Below are 15,701 nucleotides of genomic sequence, written 5' to 3' on the forward strand. Positions count from 1 at the left end.
CTGGCGCTGCCCCTGGGTTGCCGGGGGCACCAGGCAGGCTTCACTTTCAAGGGTTTGGCTGGACGCAGGCATTAGATAGTTAAGGCTCGGGGCGCCAGGCACCATCAGGGTGCGCCTGCACGCACAGCCTGCGTTGATTGGCGCCGCATTGGTGCATCGCCCACCCCCATAGCCCGGTCACGGCTCGCGCGCACCACGCTTGCGCGCCCCGGCACAGCCTTTGCAATCACTCCCTCATCACATCATTGAGTCATGGAGATTGCACAATGAAGCGTCGCAGCTTGATCAAGGCTTTCACACTGTCGGCATCCATCGCCGCGATGGGCATGACCTGGACGGTACAGGCCGCCGAGACCATCAAGGTCGGCATCCTGCACTCGCTGTCCGGGACCATGGCGATCTCCGAGACCTCGCTCAAAGACATGGCGCTGATGACCATCGACGAGATCAACGCCAAGGGCGGCGTGAACGGCAAGATGCTCGAACCGGTAGTGGTGGACCCGGCCTCCAACTGGCCGCTGTTCGCTGAAAAGGGCCGCCAGTTGCTGACCCAGGACAAGGTCGCCGTGGTGTTCGGTTGCTGGACCTCGGTGTCGCGCAAATCGGTCTTGCCGGTGTTCGAAGAACTCAACGGCCTGCTGTTCTACCCGGTGCAATACGAAGGCGAAGAGATGTCGCCGAACGTGTTCTATACCGGTGCGGCGCCGAACCAGCAGGCGATCCCGGCGGTGGAATACCTGATGAGCGAAGAAGGCGGTGGCGCCAAGCGCTTCTTCCTGCTGGGCACCGACTACGTGTACCCGCGCACCACCAACAAGATTCTGCGTTCGTTCCTGCACTCCAAAGGCGTAGCGGATAAAGACATCGAAGAGGTCTACACCCCGTTCGGCCACAGCGATTACCAGACCATCGTGGCCAACATCAAAAAATTCTCCGCCGGTGGCAAGACCGCAGTGATCTCCACCGTGAACGGCGACTCCAACGTGCCGTTCTACAAAGAGCTGGCCAACCAGGGCCTGAAGGCTACCGACGTACCGGTCGTCGCCTTCTCCGTGGGTGAAGAAGAACTGCGCGGCATCGACACCAAGCCGCTGGTGGGCAACCTCGCCGCCTGGAACTACTTCCAGTCGGTGGAGAACCCGGTGAACAAGAAATTCGTCGCAGACTGGAAAGCCTACGCCAAGGCCCACAACCTGCCGGGCGCGGACAAAGCCGTGACCAACGACCCGATGGAAGCCACCTACGTGGGCATCCACATGTGGGCGCAGGCGGTGGAGAAAGCCAAGTCCACCGACGTCGACAAAGTGCGTGAAGCCATGGCCGGGCAGACCTTTGCCGCGCCGTCCGGTTTCACCCTGACCATGGACAAGACCAACCACCACCTGCACAAGCCGGTGATGATCGGCGAGATCCAGTCTGACGGGCAGTTCTCGGTGGTGTGGCAGACCCAGGAGCCGATTCGTGCCCAGCCGTGGAGCCCGTATATCCCTGGCAATGACAAAAAGCCGGATTACGCCGTCAAGAGCAACTAAGACCGACTCGGTCTAAATGTGGGAGCGGGCTTGCTCGCGAAAGCGGTGTGTCAGTCGACGCATCCGAAACTGAGCCAGCGCTTTCGCGAGCAAGCCCGCTCCCACATTGTCCGTGCATGATCAGGACATTTTGTATGCCCACTGCCCTATACCGCTTCATCCTCGCCGCCCTGCTGTTGCTGCCCCTCGCCGCACACGCCAGCGACGCCGAAGACTTCATCAACGCCAACCCGATGCAACAAGCCAAGCTGCTCCAGGACTGGGCCGCCCAGCCCGACCCGGCGCGCATCGAGCTGGTGGACGCCCTGCAACAAGGCCAGATCAGCGTCAACGGCGAAACCAAGACCGTACGCCTGAACAACCGCCTGCGCGGCCTGATCGACAACGTGCAAGCCAGCCAGGAATTGCTCGCTGCCGACCCCAAGGTGCGCCTTGCCGCCGCCCAGACTCTGCAAAAAAGTGCACAACCTGCGCAGCTGAAATTCCTCGACCAGCAACTCGCCGGCGAAACCAATGATGACGTACACACAGCCCTCAGTCTCGCCCTGGCCAACCTGCAACTGGTAAACCCCGACCCGGCCGTGCGCCTGGCCGCCGTGCGCTTGCTCGGCGGCACCGGCGACCCGCTGGCCCGCACTCGCCTGGAAGCCCTGCTCGCTCCCGGCGTCGAAGCCGACGCCACGGTGCACACCGCCGCCGAGACCAGCCTGGCCCAGGTCAAACGCAAACTGATGGTGGGCGAGATTCTCGGCCAGGCCTTCAGCGGCATGTCCCTGGGCTCGATCCTGCTGCTGGCGGCGCTCGGCCTGGCGATCACCTTCGGCCTGCTCGGGGTGATCAACATGGCCCACGGCGAGATGCTGATGCTCGGCGCCTACTCCACCTATGTGGTGCAGTTGCTGATGCAGCGCTACGTGCCCCAGGCCATCGAGTTCTACCCGCTGATCGCGCTGCCGGTGGCGTTTTTTGTCACCGCCGCCATCGGCATGGCCCTGGAGCGCACGGTGATTCGTCACCTCTACGGCCGCCCGCTGGAAACCCTGCTCGCCACCTGGGGCATCAGCCTGATGCTGATCCAACTGGTGCGCCTGGTGTTCGGTGCGCAGAACGTTGAAGTGGCCAACCCCGAGTGGCTGTCCGGGGGAATCCAGGTGCTGCCCAACCTGGTGCTGCCGTACAACCGCATCGTGATCATCGCCTTCGCGCTGTTCGTGGTGGTGCTGACTTGGCTGCTGCTGAACAAGACGCGCCTGGGCCTCAACGTGCGGGCCGTCACCCAGAACCGCAACATGGCCGCTTGCTGCGGCGTGCCCACCGGACGCGTGGACATGCTCGCCTTTGGCCTCGGCTCCGGCATAGCGGGCCTCGGTGGCGTGGCCCTGAGCCAGATCGGCAACGTCGGCCCGGACCTCGGCCAGAGCTACATCATCGACTCGTTCCTGGTGGTGGTACTCGGCGGTGTCGGCCAGTTGGCCGGTAGCGTCATGGCCGCCTTCGGCCTGGGGATAGCCAACAAGATTCTTGAACCGCAGATCGGTGCCGTGCTCGGCAAGATCCTGATCCTCGCGCTGATCATTCTGTTCATCCAGAAACGCCCGCAAGGACTCTTCGCACTGAAAGGACGGGTGATCGACTGATGAACCAGCCATTGATGCTTACGGCCGCGCAAAAGGCCGGCCCCAAGGTGACTGTCGCGGTCGGTGCAGTGGTGCTGATCCTGCTGCTGGCGCTGCCGTTGTTCTCGCTGTTGTCACCGGAAAATCCGCTGCACGTTTCCGCCTATACCCTGACGTTGGTGGGCAAGATTCTGTGCTATGCCATCGTCGCCCTGGCGCTGGATCTGGTGTGGGGTTATGCCGGGATGTTGTCCCTCGGCCACGGCCTGTTCTTTGCGCTGGGCGGTTATGCCATGGGCATGTACCTGATGCGCCAGGCGTCCGGCGATGAGCTGCCGGCGTTCATGACCTTTTTGTCGTGGACCGAGTTGCCGTGGTACTGGACCGGCACCAGCCACTTCCTCTGGGCGATGTGCCTGGTGGTGTTGGCACCGGGATTGCTGGCACTGGTGTTCGGGTTCTTCGCCTTCCGCTCACGGATCAAGGGCGTGTACTTCTCGATCATGACCCAGGCCCTGACCTTCGCCGGGATGCTGTTGTTCTTCCGCAACGAGACCGGGTTTGGCGGCAATAACGGCTTTACCAATTTCCGCAGCATCCTCGGGTTTGGCATCACCGAGCCGGGCACGCGAGCGGCGCTGTTTGTGGCCACCGTGGTGTTGTTGGTGGCGAGCCTGTTCATCGGCTGGCGCCTGGCCCAGAGCAAGTTCGGCCGGGTGCTGACAGCGCTGCGGGATGCGGAAAATCGCCTGATGTTCTGCGGCTACGACCCGCGTGGCTTCAAGCTGTTCGTGTGGGTGTTGAGCGCGGTGCTGTGTGGTTTGGCGGGCGCGTTGTATGTGCCGCAAGTGGGCATCATCAACCCCAGCGAAATGTCGCCGACCAACTCCATCGAGGCCGCTGTGTGGGTGGCCCTCGGCGGGCGTGGAACCTTGATCGGCCCGCTGCTGGGCGCCGGTGTGGTCAACGGCATGAAGAGCTGGTTCACCGTGGCGTTTCCTGAGTATTGGCTGTTCTTCCTCGGTGCGCTGTTCATCATCGTCACCCTGTATTTGCCCAAGGGTGTGATTGGCCTGCTGAAGAAGAGGGGCGACCAATGAGGATCACAGCGACGGCCGAATTTATGCTCGAACCTATCCTTGAACCCAATAAAGACCAGGGCAGCGCCCGCGATGCCATCGGCCTCGGCCAGGCCGCCGGCAAAGGCCTGAACACCCGCCACGGCACGATCCTGACCCTGGAAGACATCAGCGTCAGCTTCGACGGTTTCAAGGCATTGAACGACTTGAACCTGTACATCGGCGTCGGCGAATTGCGCTGCATCATCGGCCCCAACGGCGCGGGCAAGACCACGCTGATGGACGTGATCACCGGCAAGACCCGGCCCAGTCACGGCAAGGCCTGGTTCGGCGAAACCCTCGACCTGACCAGCATGAGCGAAGTGCAGATCGCCCAGGCCGGCATCGGTCGCAAGTTCCAGAAGCCCACGGTATTCGAAGCCCTCAGCGTGTTTGAAAACCTGGAGCTGGCGCAGAAGACCGACAAATCGGTGTGGGCCAGCCTGCGGGCGCGCTTGAGTGGTGAGCAGAAAGACCGCATCAGCGAAGTGCTCGACACCATCCGACTCACCACTTCAGTCAATCGCCCGGCCGGCTTGCTGTCCCACGGCCAGAAACAGTTCCTGGAAATCGGCATGTTGCTGATGCAGGACCCGCAACTGTTGCTGCTGGATGAACCGGTGGCGGGCATGACCGATGCCGAAACCGAGTTCACCGCCGAGCTGTTCAAGCGCCTGGCGGGCAAGCATTCGCTGATGGTGGTGGAACACGACATGGGCTTTGTCGGCTCGATTGCCGACCACGTGACGGTGTTGCACCAGGGCAGCGTGCTGGCCGAAGGGTCGCTGGAACAGGTGCAGGAAAATGAGCGGGTGATCGAGGTTTACCTCGGTCGCTGAACCTGATCGTTCCCACGCTCCGCGTGGGAATGCATCCGGTGACGCTCTGCGTCACACGGCGGACGCGGAGCGTCCATTGCGGCATTCCCACGCAGAGCGTGGGAACGATCATTAAGGGGAACTGAACATGCTGCAAGTCGACAAGCTGCACCAGTACTACGGCGGTAGCCACATCCTGCGCGGGCTTTCCTTTGAGGTAAAAGTCGGCGAAGTCACCTGCCTGCTGGGCCGCAACGGCGTGGGCAAGACTACCCTGCTCAAGTGCCTGATGGGTTTGCTGCCGGCCAAGGAAGGTGCGGTGAACTGGGAAGGCCGCGCCATTACCGGCTTCAAACCGCACCAGCGGGTGCACGCCGGCATCGCTTACGTGCCCCAGGGCCGGGAGATTTTTGGCCGCCTGACAGTGGAAGAAAACCTGCTGATGGGCCTGTCACGCTTCCCCGGCTCCGAAGCCAAGGAAGTGCCCGCCTTCATCTACGAGCTGTTCCCGGTGCTGCTGCAAATGAAGCAACGCCGGGGTGGTGACTTGTCCGGCGGCCAGCAACAGCAGCTGGCTATCGGCCGGGCCCTGGCCAGCCGCCCGCGCCTGTTGATCCTCGATGAACCCACCGAAGGCATCCAGCCGTCGGTGATCAAGGAGATCGGCGCGGTGATCAAGAAGCTCGCGGCACGCGGCGACATGGCGATTCTGCTGGTGGAGCAGTTCTATGATTTTGCCGCGGAACTGGCCGACCAGTACCTGGTGATGTCCCGGGGCGAAATCGTCCAGCAGGGGCGTGGAGAAAATATGGAAAGCGAGGGTGTGCGCGGGCTCGTTACGATCTAATCTGTAGCGTCCTAACGATAAGCACTGACCATGACCCTACCTGCCCCCACCGCGCTGTTCACCCCAAGCTGGCACGCCGAGCTGGAACTCGGCTACGCGCGTTTCGGCGACACCACGCGCCCAGTGATGCGCCGCCACCTCGGCCCACTGCGGGTGCAAAAGCATCTGTACGCCGAAGGCCCCGAGGTGTGCCAGCACATCATCGTGCACCCGCCGGGCGGGATTGCCGGCGGTGATCGTCTCGATATCAGCGCCCATGTCGCCGAAGGTGCGTGGGCGCAACTGACCAGCCCCGGCGCGGCCAAGTGGTACCGCGCCGGCGGGCCGGCGTATCAGAAACTGGAGCTGACGGTTGAGGCGGGCGCGACGCTGGAATGGCTGCCGCAGGAGACCATCGTGTTCAGCGCCGCCCAGGCCGAACTCACCACCCGCATCGACCTGCAAGGCGATGCCCGGCTGTTTTACTGGGACGTGGTCGCCCTCGGGCGCTCCGCCAGCGGCGAGCGTTTCGACCTCGGGCACTTCCAGTCGCACCTGGATATCCGCCGCGACGGCCAGTTGATTTGGCATGAGCGCCAGCGCATTGTGGGCGCCGACGGTTTGCTCGACTCACCCATCGGGCTGGACGGGCAACCGGTGTTTGCGACCTTGCTGGTGACCGGCGAAATCGACCCTGAACTGCTCGAACAATGTCGCTCCCTGCCCCACCCGGTACGCGGCGACCTGACCCAATTGCCCGGCCTGCTGGTGGCCCGCTGCCTGGCCAGTGAAGCGCTGCTGGCGCGAGCCTGGCTGATCGCACTGTGGCGCCTGCTGCGCCCGGCCGTGCTGGGCCGAGAAGCGGTATCACCGAGAATCTGGAGCACATGAAGATTAAAAATGTGGGAGCGGGCTTGCTCGCGAATGCAGTGGGTCAGGCAAAGATGCATTCACTGACACACCGCATTCGCGAGCAAGCCCGCTCCCACATTGGATCTCCGGTGTTTTTACGAATGTATTTCATAGTGGACCTTGAACGATGGACCTGACCCCACGGGAAAAAGACAAACTGCTGATCTTCACCGCCGGCCTGGTAGCCGAGCGACGGTTGGCGCGCGGTGTGAAGCTCAACTACCCGGAAACCATCGCCTACATCTCCGCCGCGTTGATGGAAGGCGCCCGCGATGGCCGCACCGTGGCCGAGCTGATGCACTTCGGCACCACCCTGCTCACCCGCGAACAGGTGATGGAAGGCATCCCGGAAATGATCCCGGACATCCAGGTGGAAGCCACCTTCCCCGACGGCACCAAGCTGGTCACCGTCCACCAACCCATCGCCTGAGGCCCGACCATGTCCTTTTTGATTCGTGATGCGGTGCACGCCGATTTGCCAGGGATTCGCGATATCTACAACGACGCGGTGCTCAACACCACGGCGATCTGGAACGAACAACCGGTAGACCTGGGCAACCGCCAGGCCTGGTTCAGCGCTCGTCAGTCGCAGTTTTATCCGGTCCTGGTGGCCGTCGAAGACGAGCAGGTCATCGGCTATGCCTCGTTCGGTGACTGGCGGCCCTTTGAGGGCTTTCGCCACACCGTCGAACACTCGGTGTACGTGCGCAACGACCAGCGCGGCAAAGGCCTCGGCCCACAGTTGATGCAGGTGCTGATCGAGCGGGCGAAAACCTGCGACAAACACGTGATGGTCGCCGCCATCGAAAGCGGCAACCAGGCCTCGATCCGCCTGCATGAGCGCCTGGGTTTCATCACCACCGGGCAGATGCCCCAGGTCGGCACCAAGTTCGGACGCTGGCTGGACCTGACCTTCATGCAACTGACGCTCAACCCAGGCGCTGTGCCGCCCAAGGAGTGACACCGATGAACGCCCAACTGCGTCGAGTCAATGCCGAAAGTTTTGCCCATTACCGCCCGGGTTTGATTGAGCTGTTGCTGGACGCCGTGAAGCACGGCGCATCGGTGGGTTTCATGGCCGACTTCGATGAAACCCAGGCCAGCGCTTATCTCAACGGCGTGCAGGCCAGCCTCACCGATGGCAGCCTGCTGCTGTGGGTGGTGGTGCGTGATGAACACGTCATCGCCAGCGTGCAATTGGCGCTGTGCATGAAAGCCAACGGCCTGAACCGCGCCGAAGTGCAGAAGCTGCTGGTGCACAGCGAGGCCCGGCGCCGTGGCCTCGGCCAGCAACTGATGAGCGCTTTGGAACTGAGCGCCCGCCAGTACAAACGCGGGCTGCTGTACCTGGACACCGAAGCCGGCTCCGGCGCCGAAGCCTTCTACCAGTCGCTGCGTTATACCAAGATCGGTGAATTGCCCGACTACTGCCAAAGCCCGGACGGGCGCTACACCCCGACCGCCATCTACTTCAAGACCCTGGGGCAACCTGCATGATTCCTGGCGAATTTCAGATCCAGCCTGGCGACATCGAACTCAACGTGGGCCGGCGCACCGCCACCCTGAGCGTAGCCAACAGCGGCGACCGGCCGATCCAGGTTGGTTCCCACTATCACTTTTTCGAGACCAACGACGCACTGACGTTCGACCGTGCTGCCAGCCGTGGCATGCGCCTGAACATCCCGGCCGGCACCGCCGTGCGCTTTGAGCCAGGGCAGAGTCGTGAAGTGGAACTGGTTGAGCTGAGTGGCAAACGCCGGGTGTTCGGGTTTGCCGGGCGCATCATGGGCGACCTGGATTAATGATCGTTCCCACGCTCTGCGTGGGCATGCATCCTGTGACGCTCCGCGTCACGACCTTCAAGAGCGGACGCAGAGCGTCCAGGGCGACATTCCCACGCAGAGCGTGGGAACGATCAGGAACTAAACACATGAAGATTTCCAGACAAGCCTACGCCGACATGTACGGCCCCACCGTTGGTGACAAGGTCCGCCTGGCCGACACCGAGCTGTTCGTCGAAGTCGAACAGGATTTCACCGTCTACGGCGAAGAAGTGAAATTCGGCGGCGGCAAGGTGATCCGTGATGGCCAGGGCCAAAGCCAACTGCTCGCCCATGAGGTGGTCGACACCCTGATCACCAACGCGCTGATCATCGACCACTGGGGCATCGTCAAGGCCGACGTCGGCCTGAAGAACGGCCGCATCTTTGCCATCGGCAAGGCCGGCAACCCGGACATCCAGCCCGGCGTGACCATCTGTGTCGGCGCCAGCACCGAAGTGATTGCCGGTGAGGGCATGATCCTCACCGCCGGCGGCATCGATACCCACATCCACTTCATTTGCCCGCAGCAAATCGAAGAAGCACTGACCAGCGGCGTCACCACCATGATCGGCGGCGGCACCGGGCCGGCCACCGGCACCAACGCCACCACCTGCACCTCCGGCCCATGGCACTTGGCGCGCATGCTCCAGGCCTCCGACTCGTTCCCGATGAACATCGGCTTCACCGGCAAGGGCAACGCCAGCCTGCCGGAGCCGTTGATCGAACAAGTGAAGGCCGGCGCCATTGGCTTGAAGCTCCATGAAGACTGGGGCACCACGCCCGCGAGTATCGACAACTGCCTGAGCGTCGCCGACGAGTACGACGTACAGGTGGCGATCCACAGCGATACCCTCAACGAATCCGGCTTTGTCGAAACCACCCTCGCCGCCTTCAAGGGCCGCACCATCCACACCTATCACACCGAAGGTGCCGGTGGCGGTCACGCGCCCGACATCATCAAGGCCTGCGGTTTCCCCAACGTGCTGCCCAGCTCCACCAACCCGACCCGGCCGTTCACCCGCAACACCATCGACGAACACCTGGACATGTTGATGGTCTGCCATCACCTGGACCCGAGCATTGCCGAAGACGTGGCCTTTGCCGAAAGCCGCATCCGTCGCGAGACGATTGCCGCCGAAGACATCCTTCATGACCTCGGCGCGTTCTCGATGATCAGCTCCGACAGCCAGGCCATGGGCCGGGTCGGCGAGGTAATCACACGCACCTGGCAGACCGCCGACAAGATGAAAAAACAGCGCGGGCGATTGCCTGGCGACGGCGAAGGCAATGACAACTTCCGCGCCAAACGCTACATCGCCAAGTACACCATCAACCCGGCGATTACCCACGGCATCAGCCACGAAGTGGGCTCGATTGAAGTGGGCAAGTGGGCCGACCTGGTGCTGTGGCGCCCGGCGTTTTTCGGGATCAAGCCAACCCTGATTCTCAAGGGCGGCGCGATTGCCTCAAGCCTGATGGGCGACGCCAATGCCTCGATCCCGACGCCGCAACCGGTGCACTACCGCCCGATGTTCGCCAGCTTCGGCAGCTCGCTGCACGCCACCAGCCTGACCTTTATCAGCCAGGCGGCGTTGGCGGCAGGCTTGCCCGAGCAATTGGGCCTGAAGAAGCAGATCGCCGTGGTCAAGGGTTGCCGCGCGGTGCAGAAAACCGACTTGATCCACAACGATTACCTGCCGGATATCGAGGTCGACCCGCAGACCTATCAGGTCAAGGCCGACGGTGTGTTGCTGTGGTGTGAACCGGCGGATGTGCTGCCGATGGCGCAGCGTTACTTTCTGTTCTGAAGCGCGATTTCCAGAGCCTCGTCAGTGAGCCTCTGGAGAATCGCCTTGCGCTCCTCGTGCAGTTTCACCGCAAGCGCATCATAGACGTCCTGGTGCATGGGCGTGCCGGGAGGAAAATCCTCAACCGACTTGTCCAGCATCAGGGCCGAATTGCGCAGGGTATTGCGCAGGGCCATCTTCTGCGACTCAAGCAATCGACCATTGGCCGCCAGATCATTCAGGGCACTCGTCAAGTCTTCCAGCGCCGCCCTTTTGCGCGTCAGCCAGACAAAGGCCGCGGGCGTCGAACGCTCAAGGTACTCACCCCAGAAGTCCAGCTCGACGAGCGCATCCCTGAGCAGGTCGCCCTCCTCCAATGCCATGACCCGATCAAAAGCATCGTCCAGCATCTGCGGGGTGACGTCGGGTTCCGGGTACATCACATCCGCTGATTGCCAGGGCAGCTCAAGCCGTTGGGCCAACCCGGTGGAAAACGCCAGATGGACCCCCACTTCGTCGATAGCCCGTTCGGGGTTTCCAGCAGAGTCGGTTCCCCGGTCCCGATCATTGGGGAACTTGCGGCCTTGCTCACTCAATGCCGCCACCCGGGCGCGAGCAATTTCTCCCAGCTTGTTGAGCCGGGTCCTGCCTTTGGCCACCGTCAACATCAGTTGCTCGACCACGTCGGGGTGAGGGTTGGTCCAAGCCTCATACACCATCACTTCGATCCCCATGGCATTGAACAATTGGGCACCCGCATCAACGCAGCTGGTAGGCGCCCTCGCCATGTCGAAAAGCTTCTCACGCAGCCGGGTGTCGTCGTACATGGCGCGCAACATTCGCCAGACCTTGGCCGTAAGGTCTTGCGCGAAGTCTTCCGACATTGCATCGGCAGACTCGCTCAACTTGCGGATTTCGTTAAAAAACGGTTCGGCGCCCCTGGACTCTTCCAAGGCATTCCATAGGGGCTGCAAGTCCCTCCACTGCATGTCGGTGAGGCCGGACTTCCATTGGATGCTGTCCTGCATCCCTCGGGGTGGAAACTGCCGCTCCGGGTCCATACCTACAGATGCAATGTACTGCTTGAGCTGGCGAAGGCCTTCGGGCGTCAGCAAGGAGCGAGTAACACGGGTGCGCGCAAGAATCGCAGCCTGCGCTGAACCTGGCTCGACTATCGGCACCTCGAGCGCATTACCTTCCAGGTCCAGGTTGAACTCGCGAGGCCGGGGCCTGGCGAAGATCCCAATGGGCCAACCACGCTGCCCGGTATCGCCCAATGAAACGTGATACAGCCGGCGCATCCGGCTGATGTCCGGCGCCATGCCCAGCGGGTTGGACTCCAGCTCGAGTGTCTGGAGCCGGGTGAGGTTCTTCAATCGGTTGACGGCCGCGACGTCCAGCACAATCTCGTTATCCGCCAGTATCAACGTCTCAAGCCTGGGCAGATGCTCAAGCAACAGGGGCAGGCGAGTGAGCTGGTTGTCTTCCAGGTTGAGGGTGCGCAAGCCGCGAAAGGGAGCCAGGAAAGGCTCGACGGCATTGGTCAGTTCCGCACTGGATATTTCCAGGTAAGTGACATGATCAAAGTTGGCGCTCAGCGCCGGAAGCGACGCCAACTGAGGTTGTATGTCAATCTCGCTCACTTCGATCTTCTGGCCCAGGGGATTGCCGGAACTATCCACATCAACCTCACCGTTACGCCTCCAGGCGCGAATCAACACCTTGCGAAGTTCTTTACGGATGGCACGCTGCTCTCGGTATTCAGCGCTATTGGCCTCACCAAAGCCCTGGATCGGTGATGCTTCCCAGGTCTCCAAGGTGGAACGGAGCATTTCGTACTCCTGCTCCAGAGAGATGAGCCAGGTGTCGTCGGCCGGCGTGTAAGGTGCACGCAGTTGGGCAATCTGCACTTCGTCAAAAGTGGGGTAGAGGGCTTTGATACGCTGGCGAACGTTGTGCTCCCAGGAGCCCGCACCACGACCACTCCAGGCATAACCGATCCGCCCGCGAGAAGAGCGCTGCGGCGAAATGAAAAAGGGTGAGCCCAACGGTTGCATGCCCAGCACCTTGCGCAGGCCGGCACGGGACAGGGCGTGCTGTTGAATCAACCTTCCAAGTTGCGGCCCCTGCCCGACCTCGGACAACCCCACGGACTGGCGATGAGCCTCCGGCAGTGCGTGCTGCAAGGAATCGTACAAGCTATCGACCCCATGTAACTCGTTGCCCTGGGTGTCAAACACCTGATACTGACCATCGCCCACTCGCACCAGCAGTTTGAGGTTGCTGGACCCAGGTAGGCCATAGCTGGCACGCAGGCGCCCGCTCACCGAGCCTTCGTGCACTTCAATGCGCAGGCTGTCCCGCCAACCGGGAAGGTGCTCAAGGGTATTGAGCACCAGGGCTTCAGTGTCAGCATTGGCCAACGCATCCAGGTACAGCCCTTCATACGCCCGGGCCAGGCGCAATTCCCCAAGTTTCTGGCGCGCTTGCTGCGCCAGCTCCAGGGGAATCTTGCGATTGTTGACCAGGCTCGCCCTCTGCGAGGGGCTGGCACCTTCCAGCAGTTCCTCGACCATGACCGGTGGCAGGCTTTTGAAGTCGCGCGCGAACAGTTGCAGTTCGGCGCTGCCAGGCGATGACCGCCCGAGGTAAAGGCTGTCGAACACCCGCCGCAGGGACTGTTTTGCATAGATTCCCAGGCGAGCCTGCAACGCCTGGCTACGCAGCGCGGCCCCGTAGGGCATATGCTGGCCGAGCAGGTTTTTAAGCTGCTCCTCGGGCAAACTCTCGACGATCAACGCCGGCAGCTTGCCGCCGAACAGGTCGATGCGGCTGATGCTGATCAGTTCCGTCCCGGGCGCATGAGGTTGGCCATACAACGCAGCTGTCCTGCTGGTGCCCTGGCCGTCAAATACTTCGATAGTCCTGCCGGGCGGCCAGCCGGTCATTTCCACCATCAACGACGCGGCGTAGCTACCCAGGTCCATCGACATCGACCCCGCAAGGATCTGCCCGCTCAAGCTTTCGGCACGCCCGTAAGCCCGCATGCGCACCGCCGTATCGAGTGTGATGGCCGGAGTGGGCTCGCTTTCCACGTACAGCCGGCGCAGCACGCTTTCGTCGGTGTCACTGATCTTGCGCACCTGCTCCAACTGCGTATCGCTCAGGCCTTCCATTACATGGCTCAGTCGCCGCATCAGCGGAACACCTTGCCACGTCAGGGGCTCATCGGCCTCATGGGTCCAGGCGCCAGAACCGTTGTTGACGATCTGAGGCTCATACGCCTCGGGCCTGCTGGGGTGCTGGACCCGGTACACGCCCGGTTCGTCTTGCGCGGTCACGGCGTAGCGATTGCCGTCCACCGACACCACCTGGCGCCCATTGACGGTATGTAGTCCCGCCTGGTCGGGAACCGAGCCTGCCGGCAGTCGGATGTCCTGCGCATAGGGCGCAAGGTCCGGCTTCCACAAGCGGGCCTTGCCCGACGGCAGCCTGACCGCCTTGAGTCCTTCGATAAACGGCGACAGGCTGATATGCAACGCAGCGCCGCCCACCGCCAGTTGCGCGAGATTTTCCAGCACGTCAGCGATATGCGCCCAGCCGGCCTCGCGGTCACCCTGGCCGAGTTCAACCACGCCCTCCAGCACTTCGTACAGCAGTTGCCCGGCCGTGACCACCGCCATCAGTGCACCCAAGGGCGGAATGAACATCGACACCAGGTTCAAGGTGAACAGGCCGATGTTCATCAGATGCGCCATCCGCCGGTCGTGGCCAGCCGCGTCGGTGTGAGCGGTGGGTATCGCCATGCTCAACCCATCGTCGAGTGCGCGCTTGCGCATGTCGGCGTACAGCTCGTCCCAAGGGTCGACGTCGATCCACAGCCCCTTGATCGGGTGGGCGTTGAGGTTCAGGTTTGGCTGGTCCTGCGGCGTGCGGCTGATATGTCGCGGGGACTTTATGACGGCGTTGATCGCCTGGAGTTCGGTAAGGGATTTTCTTGCGTAGTACTGTCGCCACGCTGGATCAGGGCCCAGGGCCACGCGCCTTTGCGGTTCATCGACGCGTTTCTCGGTGAACCGCCCGTAGTAGTAAGCCAGGTATTTTTTCCCGATGAACCGTGAGAAAAACTGTTGGTGGGCCGTGACCTGAACACCCCTGCTGTCCCAATAGTCCTCGGGTCTGTAAGCGGTCAGCTCACGGGTCGTTTCCTCTGCATAGTCGGCAAAGGTTTTGTAGCGCTTGATGGGGTGCTCGGGGTGGTCGGGGATGTAGACGATAAGCCAGGTGCCATACCCATGCTCCACGCTCGGGTCGATCATGAGGCAGCCGTGCATTTGCAGTTCCATGATACTGGGCCAGCGGTGCCAGACCTGCTTGCCTTCGTGCTTGATGCGTCGCTCGCCATTGGCGATGCGCAGCAGTAGCGCGTAGTCGTCGCTGCGAATATCACCTTTGAGCAACGCCACGTAGGCGGCGGCTCTGAAGGCGTCCTTTTGCCGGGTGATAAAGCGTTCACGCAGCAGGTTCCTGGACACGGTTTGCACGGGCAGCAGGTAGGTGGTGAGGTGTTCCTGGTACAGCCTGCCCAGGTCCAGGTCGCGGCATAACCGGGCGAAGGTCTCGATCGTCAGGGTCGTGGTATGGCGCTCGAAACGGCCATCCGCGCCGGGAGCGGTGATAAAGCCTGAAGCACTGTCGAAGAACCCGGCGCGGGTCTCGCGCGCTTCAAAATTGTTCAAGGCCGCTTGCAACAGGGACAAAGTCTTGGTCCGGTAGCCTGTCGCTAGACCTTCGACCGGTACATAGAGGCGCAGATGCACCTGGTTGACGTCCAGCTCAAACCCGGCGGCCTTCAACGCGGCTTCAAGCAATGGCCGGGCGAAGGCGTTGACCTCTTGCACCTTGCCGGTCGCTTGCTCCAGTGCAGTGTGAGACTTGATGCTCGCCTCCAACAGGTTTTGCAGCGCAGCCTTCTGTGCCGGGGTGGTGGCCGCATACCAGGCGGGGATCTCTGGCTTGGCCTGCGTGATGGCTGCACGCAGGGCAGGAGATGCGCTGACCAGGCTTTCGGGGATGGCGGCTTTGATCTGTGCATAGTGACGCCCTTCGCCGCCCGGCAGGAGCGAGGTGGAGGCTTGAGGTGCTGGCATAAACGAGTACCGATAGGGAAATTAAGGCAATGACCTTAATCAGTCGCCCCCGGCACTCGGCGGTAGCTATTTGAACGGATTGCCCCCCATGGACGAACACTCAAAAAGCGCTGACAGGC

General features: G+C 62.1%; 12 protein-coding genes. 11 read left to right on the forward strand and 1 reads right to left on the reverse strand.

Annotated features, from left to right (window positions below):
• Positions 1-266: 266 nt before the first annotated feature.
• From urtA to ureC, 11 genes are all read left to right on the forward strand, one after another.
• Complete coding sequence (gene urtA / locus A462_RS02890) at positions 267-1,532, forward strand: urea ABC transporter substrate-binding protein (protein ID WP_003217372.1); 1,266 nt, start codon at positions 267-269, stop codon at positions 1,530-1,532.
• 134 nt (positions 1,533-1,666) lie between these two features.
• Positions 1,667-3,169, forward strand: a complete 1,503-nt coding sequence (gene urtB / locus A462_RS02885; protein ID WP_008439054.1) for an urea ABC transporter permease subunit UrtB — start codon at positions 1,667-1,669, stop codon at positions 3,167-3,169.
• A complete protein-coding gene (urtC, locus tag A462_RS02880; RefSeq protein WP_008439056.1) occupies positions 3,169-4,248 on the forward strand; it encodes an urea ABC transporter permease subunit UrtC in 1,080 nt (359 codons plus the stop codon). Before urtB ends, urtC begins: the two co-directional genes overlap by 1 nt.
• Positions 4,245-5,105, forward strand: a complete 861-nt coding sequence (urtD, locus tag A462_RS02875) for an urea ABC transporter ATP-binding protein UrtD (RefSeq protein WP_008439058.1) — start codon at positions 4,245-4,247, stop codon at positions 5,103-5,105. The genes urtC and urtD overlap by 4 nt, the downstream gene beginning before the upstream one ends.
• Before the next feature lie 127 nt (positions 5,106-5,232).
• On the forward strand, positions 5,233-5,931 hold the full coding sequence (urtE, locus tag A462_RS02870) for an urea ABC transporter ATP-binding subunit UrtE (protein WP_003217380.1): 699 nt from the start codon (positions 5,233-5,235) through the stop codon (positions 5,929-5,931).
• 30 nt (positions 5,932-5,961) lie between these two features.
• A complete protein-coding gene (locus A462_RS02865; RefSeq protein WP_008439060.1) occupies positions 5,962-6,801 on the forward strand; it encodes an urease accessory protein UreD in 840 nt (279 codons plus the stop codon).
• A 148-nt stretch (positions 6,802-6,949) separates the two neighbouring features.
• Positions 6,950-7,252: an urease subunit gamma gene (gene ureA / locus A462_RS02860; RefSeq protein ID WP_003217383.1), complete on the forward strand. Its 303-nt coding sequence runs from the start codon at positions 6,950-6,952 to the stop codon at positions 7,250-7,252.
• Positions 7,253-7,261: 9 nt separating this feature from the next.
• Entirely contained in the window at positions 7,262-7,783 is a 522-nt protein-coding gene (locus A462_RS02855; RefSeq protein ID WP_003217385.1) for a GNAT family N-acetyltransferase, read from the forward strand.
• 5 nt (positions 7,784-7,788) lie between these two features.
• On the forward strand, positions 7,789-8,319 hold the full coding sequence (locus A462_RS02850) for a GNAT family N-acetyltransferase (RefSeq protein WP_008439064.1): 531 nt from the start codon (positions 7,789-7,791) through the stop codon (positions 8,317-8,319).
• Positions 8,316-8,624 carry an urease subunit beta gene (locus A462_RS02845; RefSeq protein WP_003217389.1) on the forward strand — a complete coding sequence of 103 codons (309 nt, stop codon included), beginning with the start codon at positions 8,316-8,318 and terminating at the stop codon, positions 8,622-8,624. Before A462_RS02850 ends, A462_RS02845 begins: the two co-directional genes overlap by 4 nt.
• A gap of 128 nt (positions 8,625-8,752) precedes the next feature.
• Positions 8,753-10,453 carry an urease subunit alpha gene (gene ureC / locus A462_RS02840; RefSeq protein ID WP_008439067.1) on the forward strand — a complete coding sequence of 567 codons (1,701 nt, stop codon included), beginning with the start codon at positions 8,753-8,755 and terminating at the stop codon, positions 10,451-10,453.
• Here the strand turns inward: ureC and A462_RS02835 are convergent.
• Positions 10,438-15,582, reverse strand: coding sequence for a dermonecrotic toxin domain-containing protein (locus A462_RS02835; protein WP_008439068.1), 5,145 nt, complete (start codon positions 15,580-15,582; stop codon positions 10,438-10,440). The two genes, ureC and A462_RS02835, sit on opposite strands and share 16 nt — an antisense overlap.
• Positions 15,583-15,701 lie beyond the last annotated feature (119 nt).

Origin of the sequence: Pseudomonas sp. Ag1, from assembly GCF_000278565.1 — a bacterium.
Classification (GTDB): domain Bacteria; phylum Pseudomonadota; class Gammaproteobacteria; order Pseudomonadales; family Pseudomonadaceae; genus Aquipseudomonas.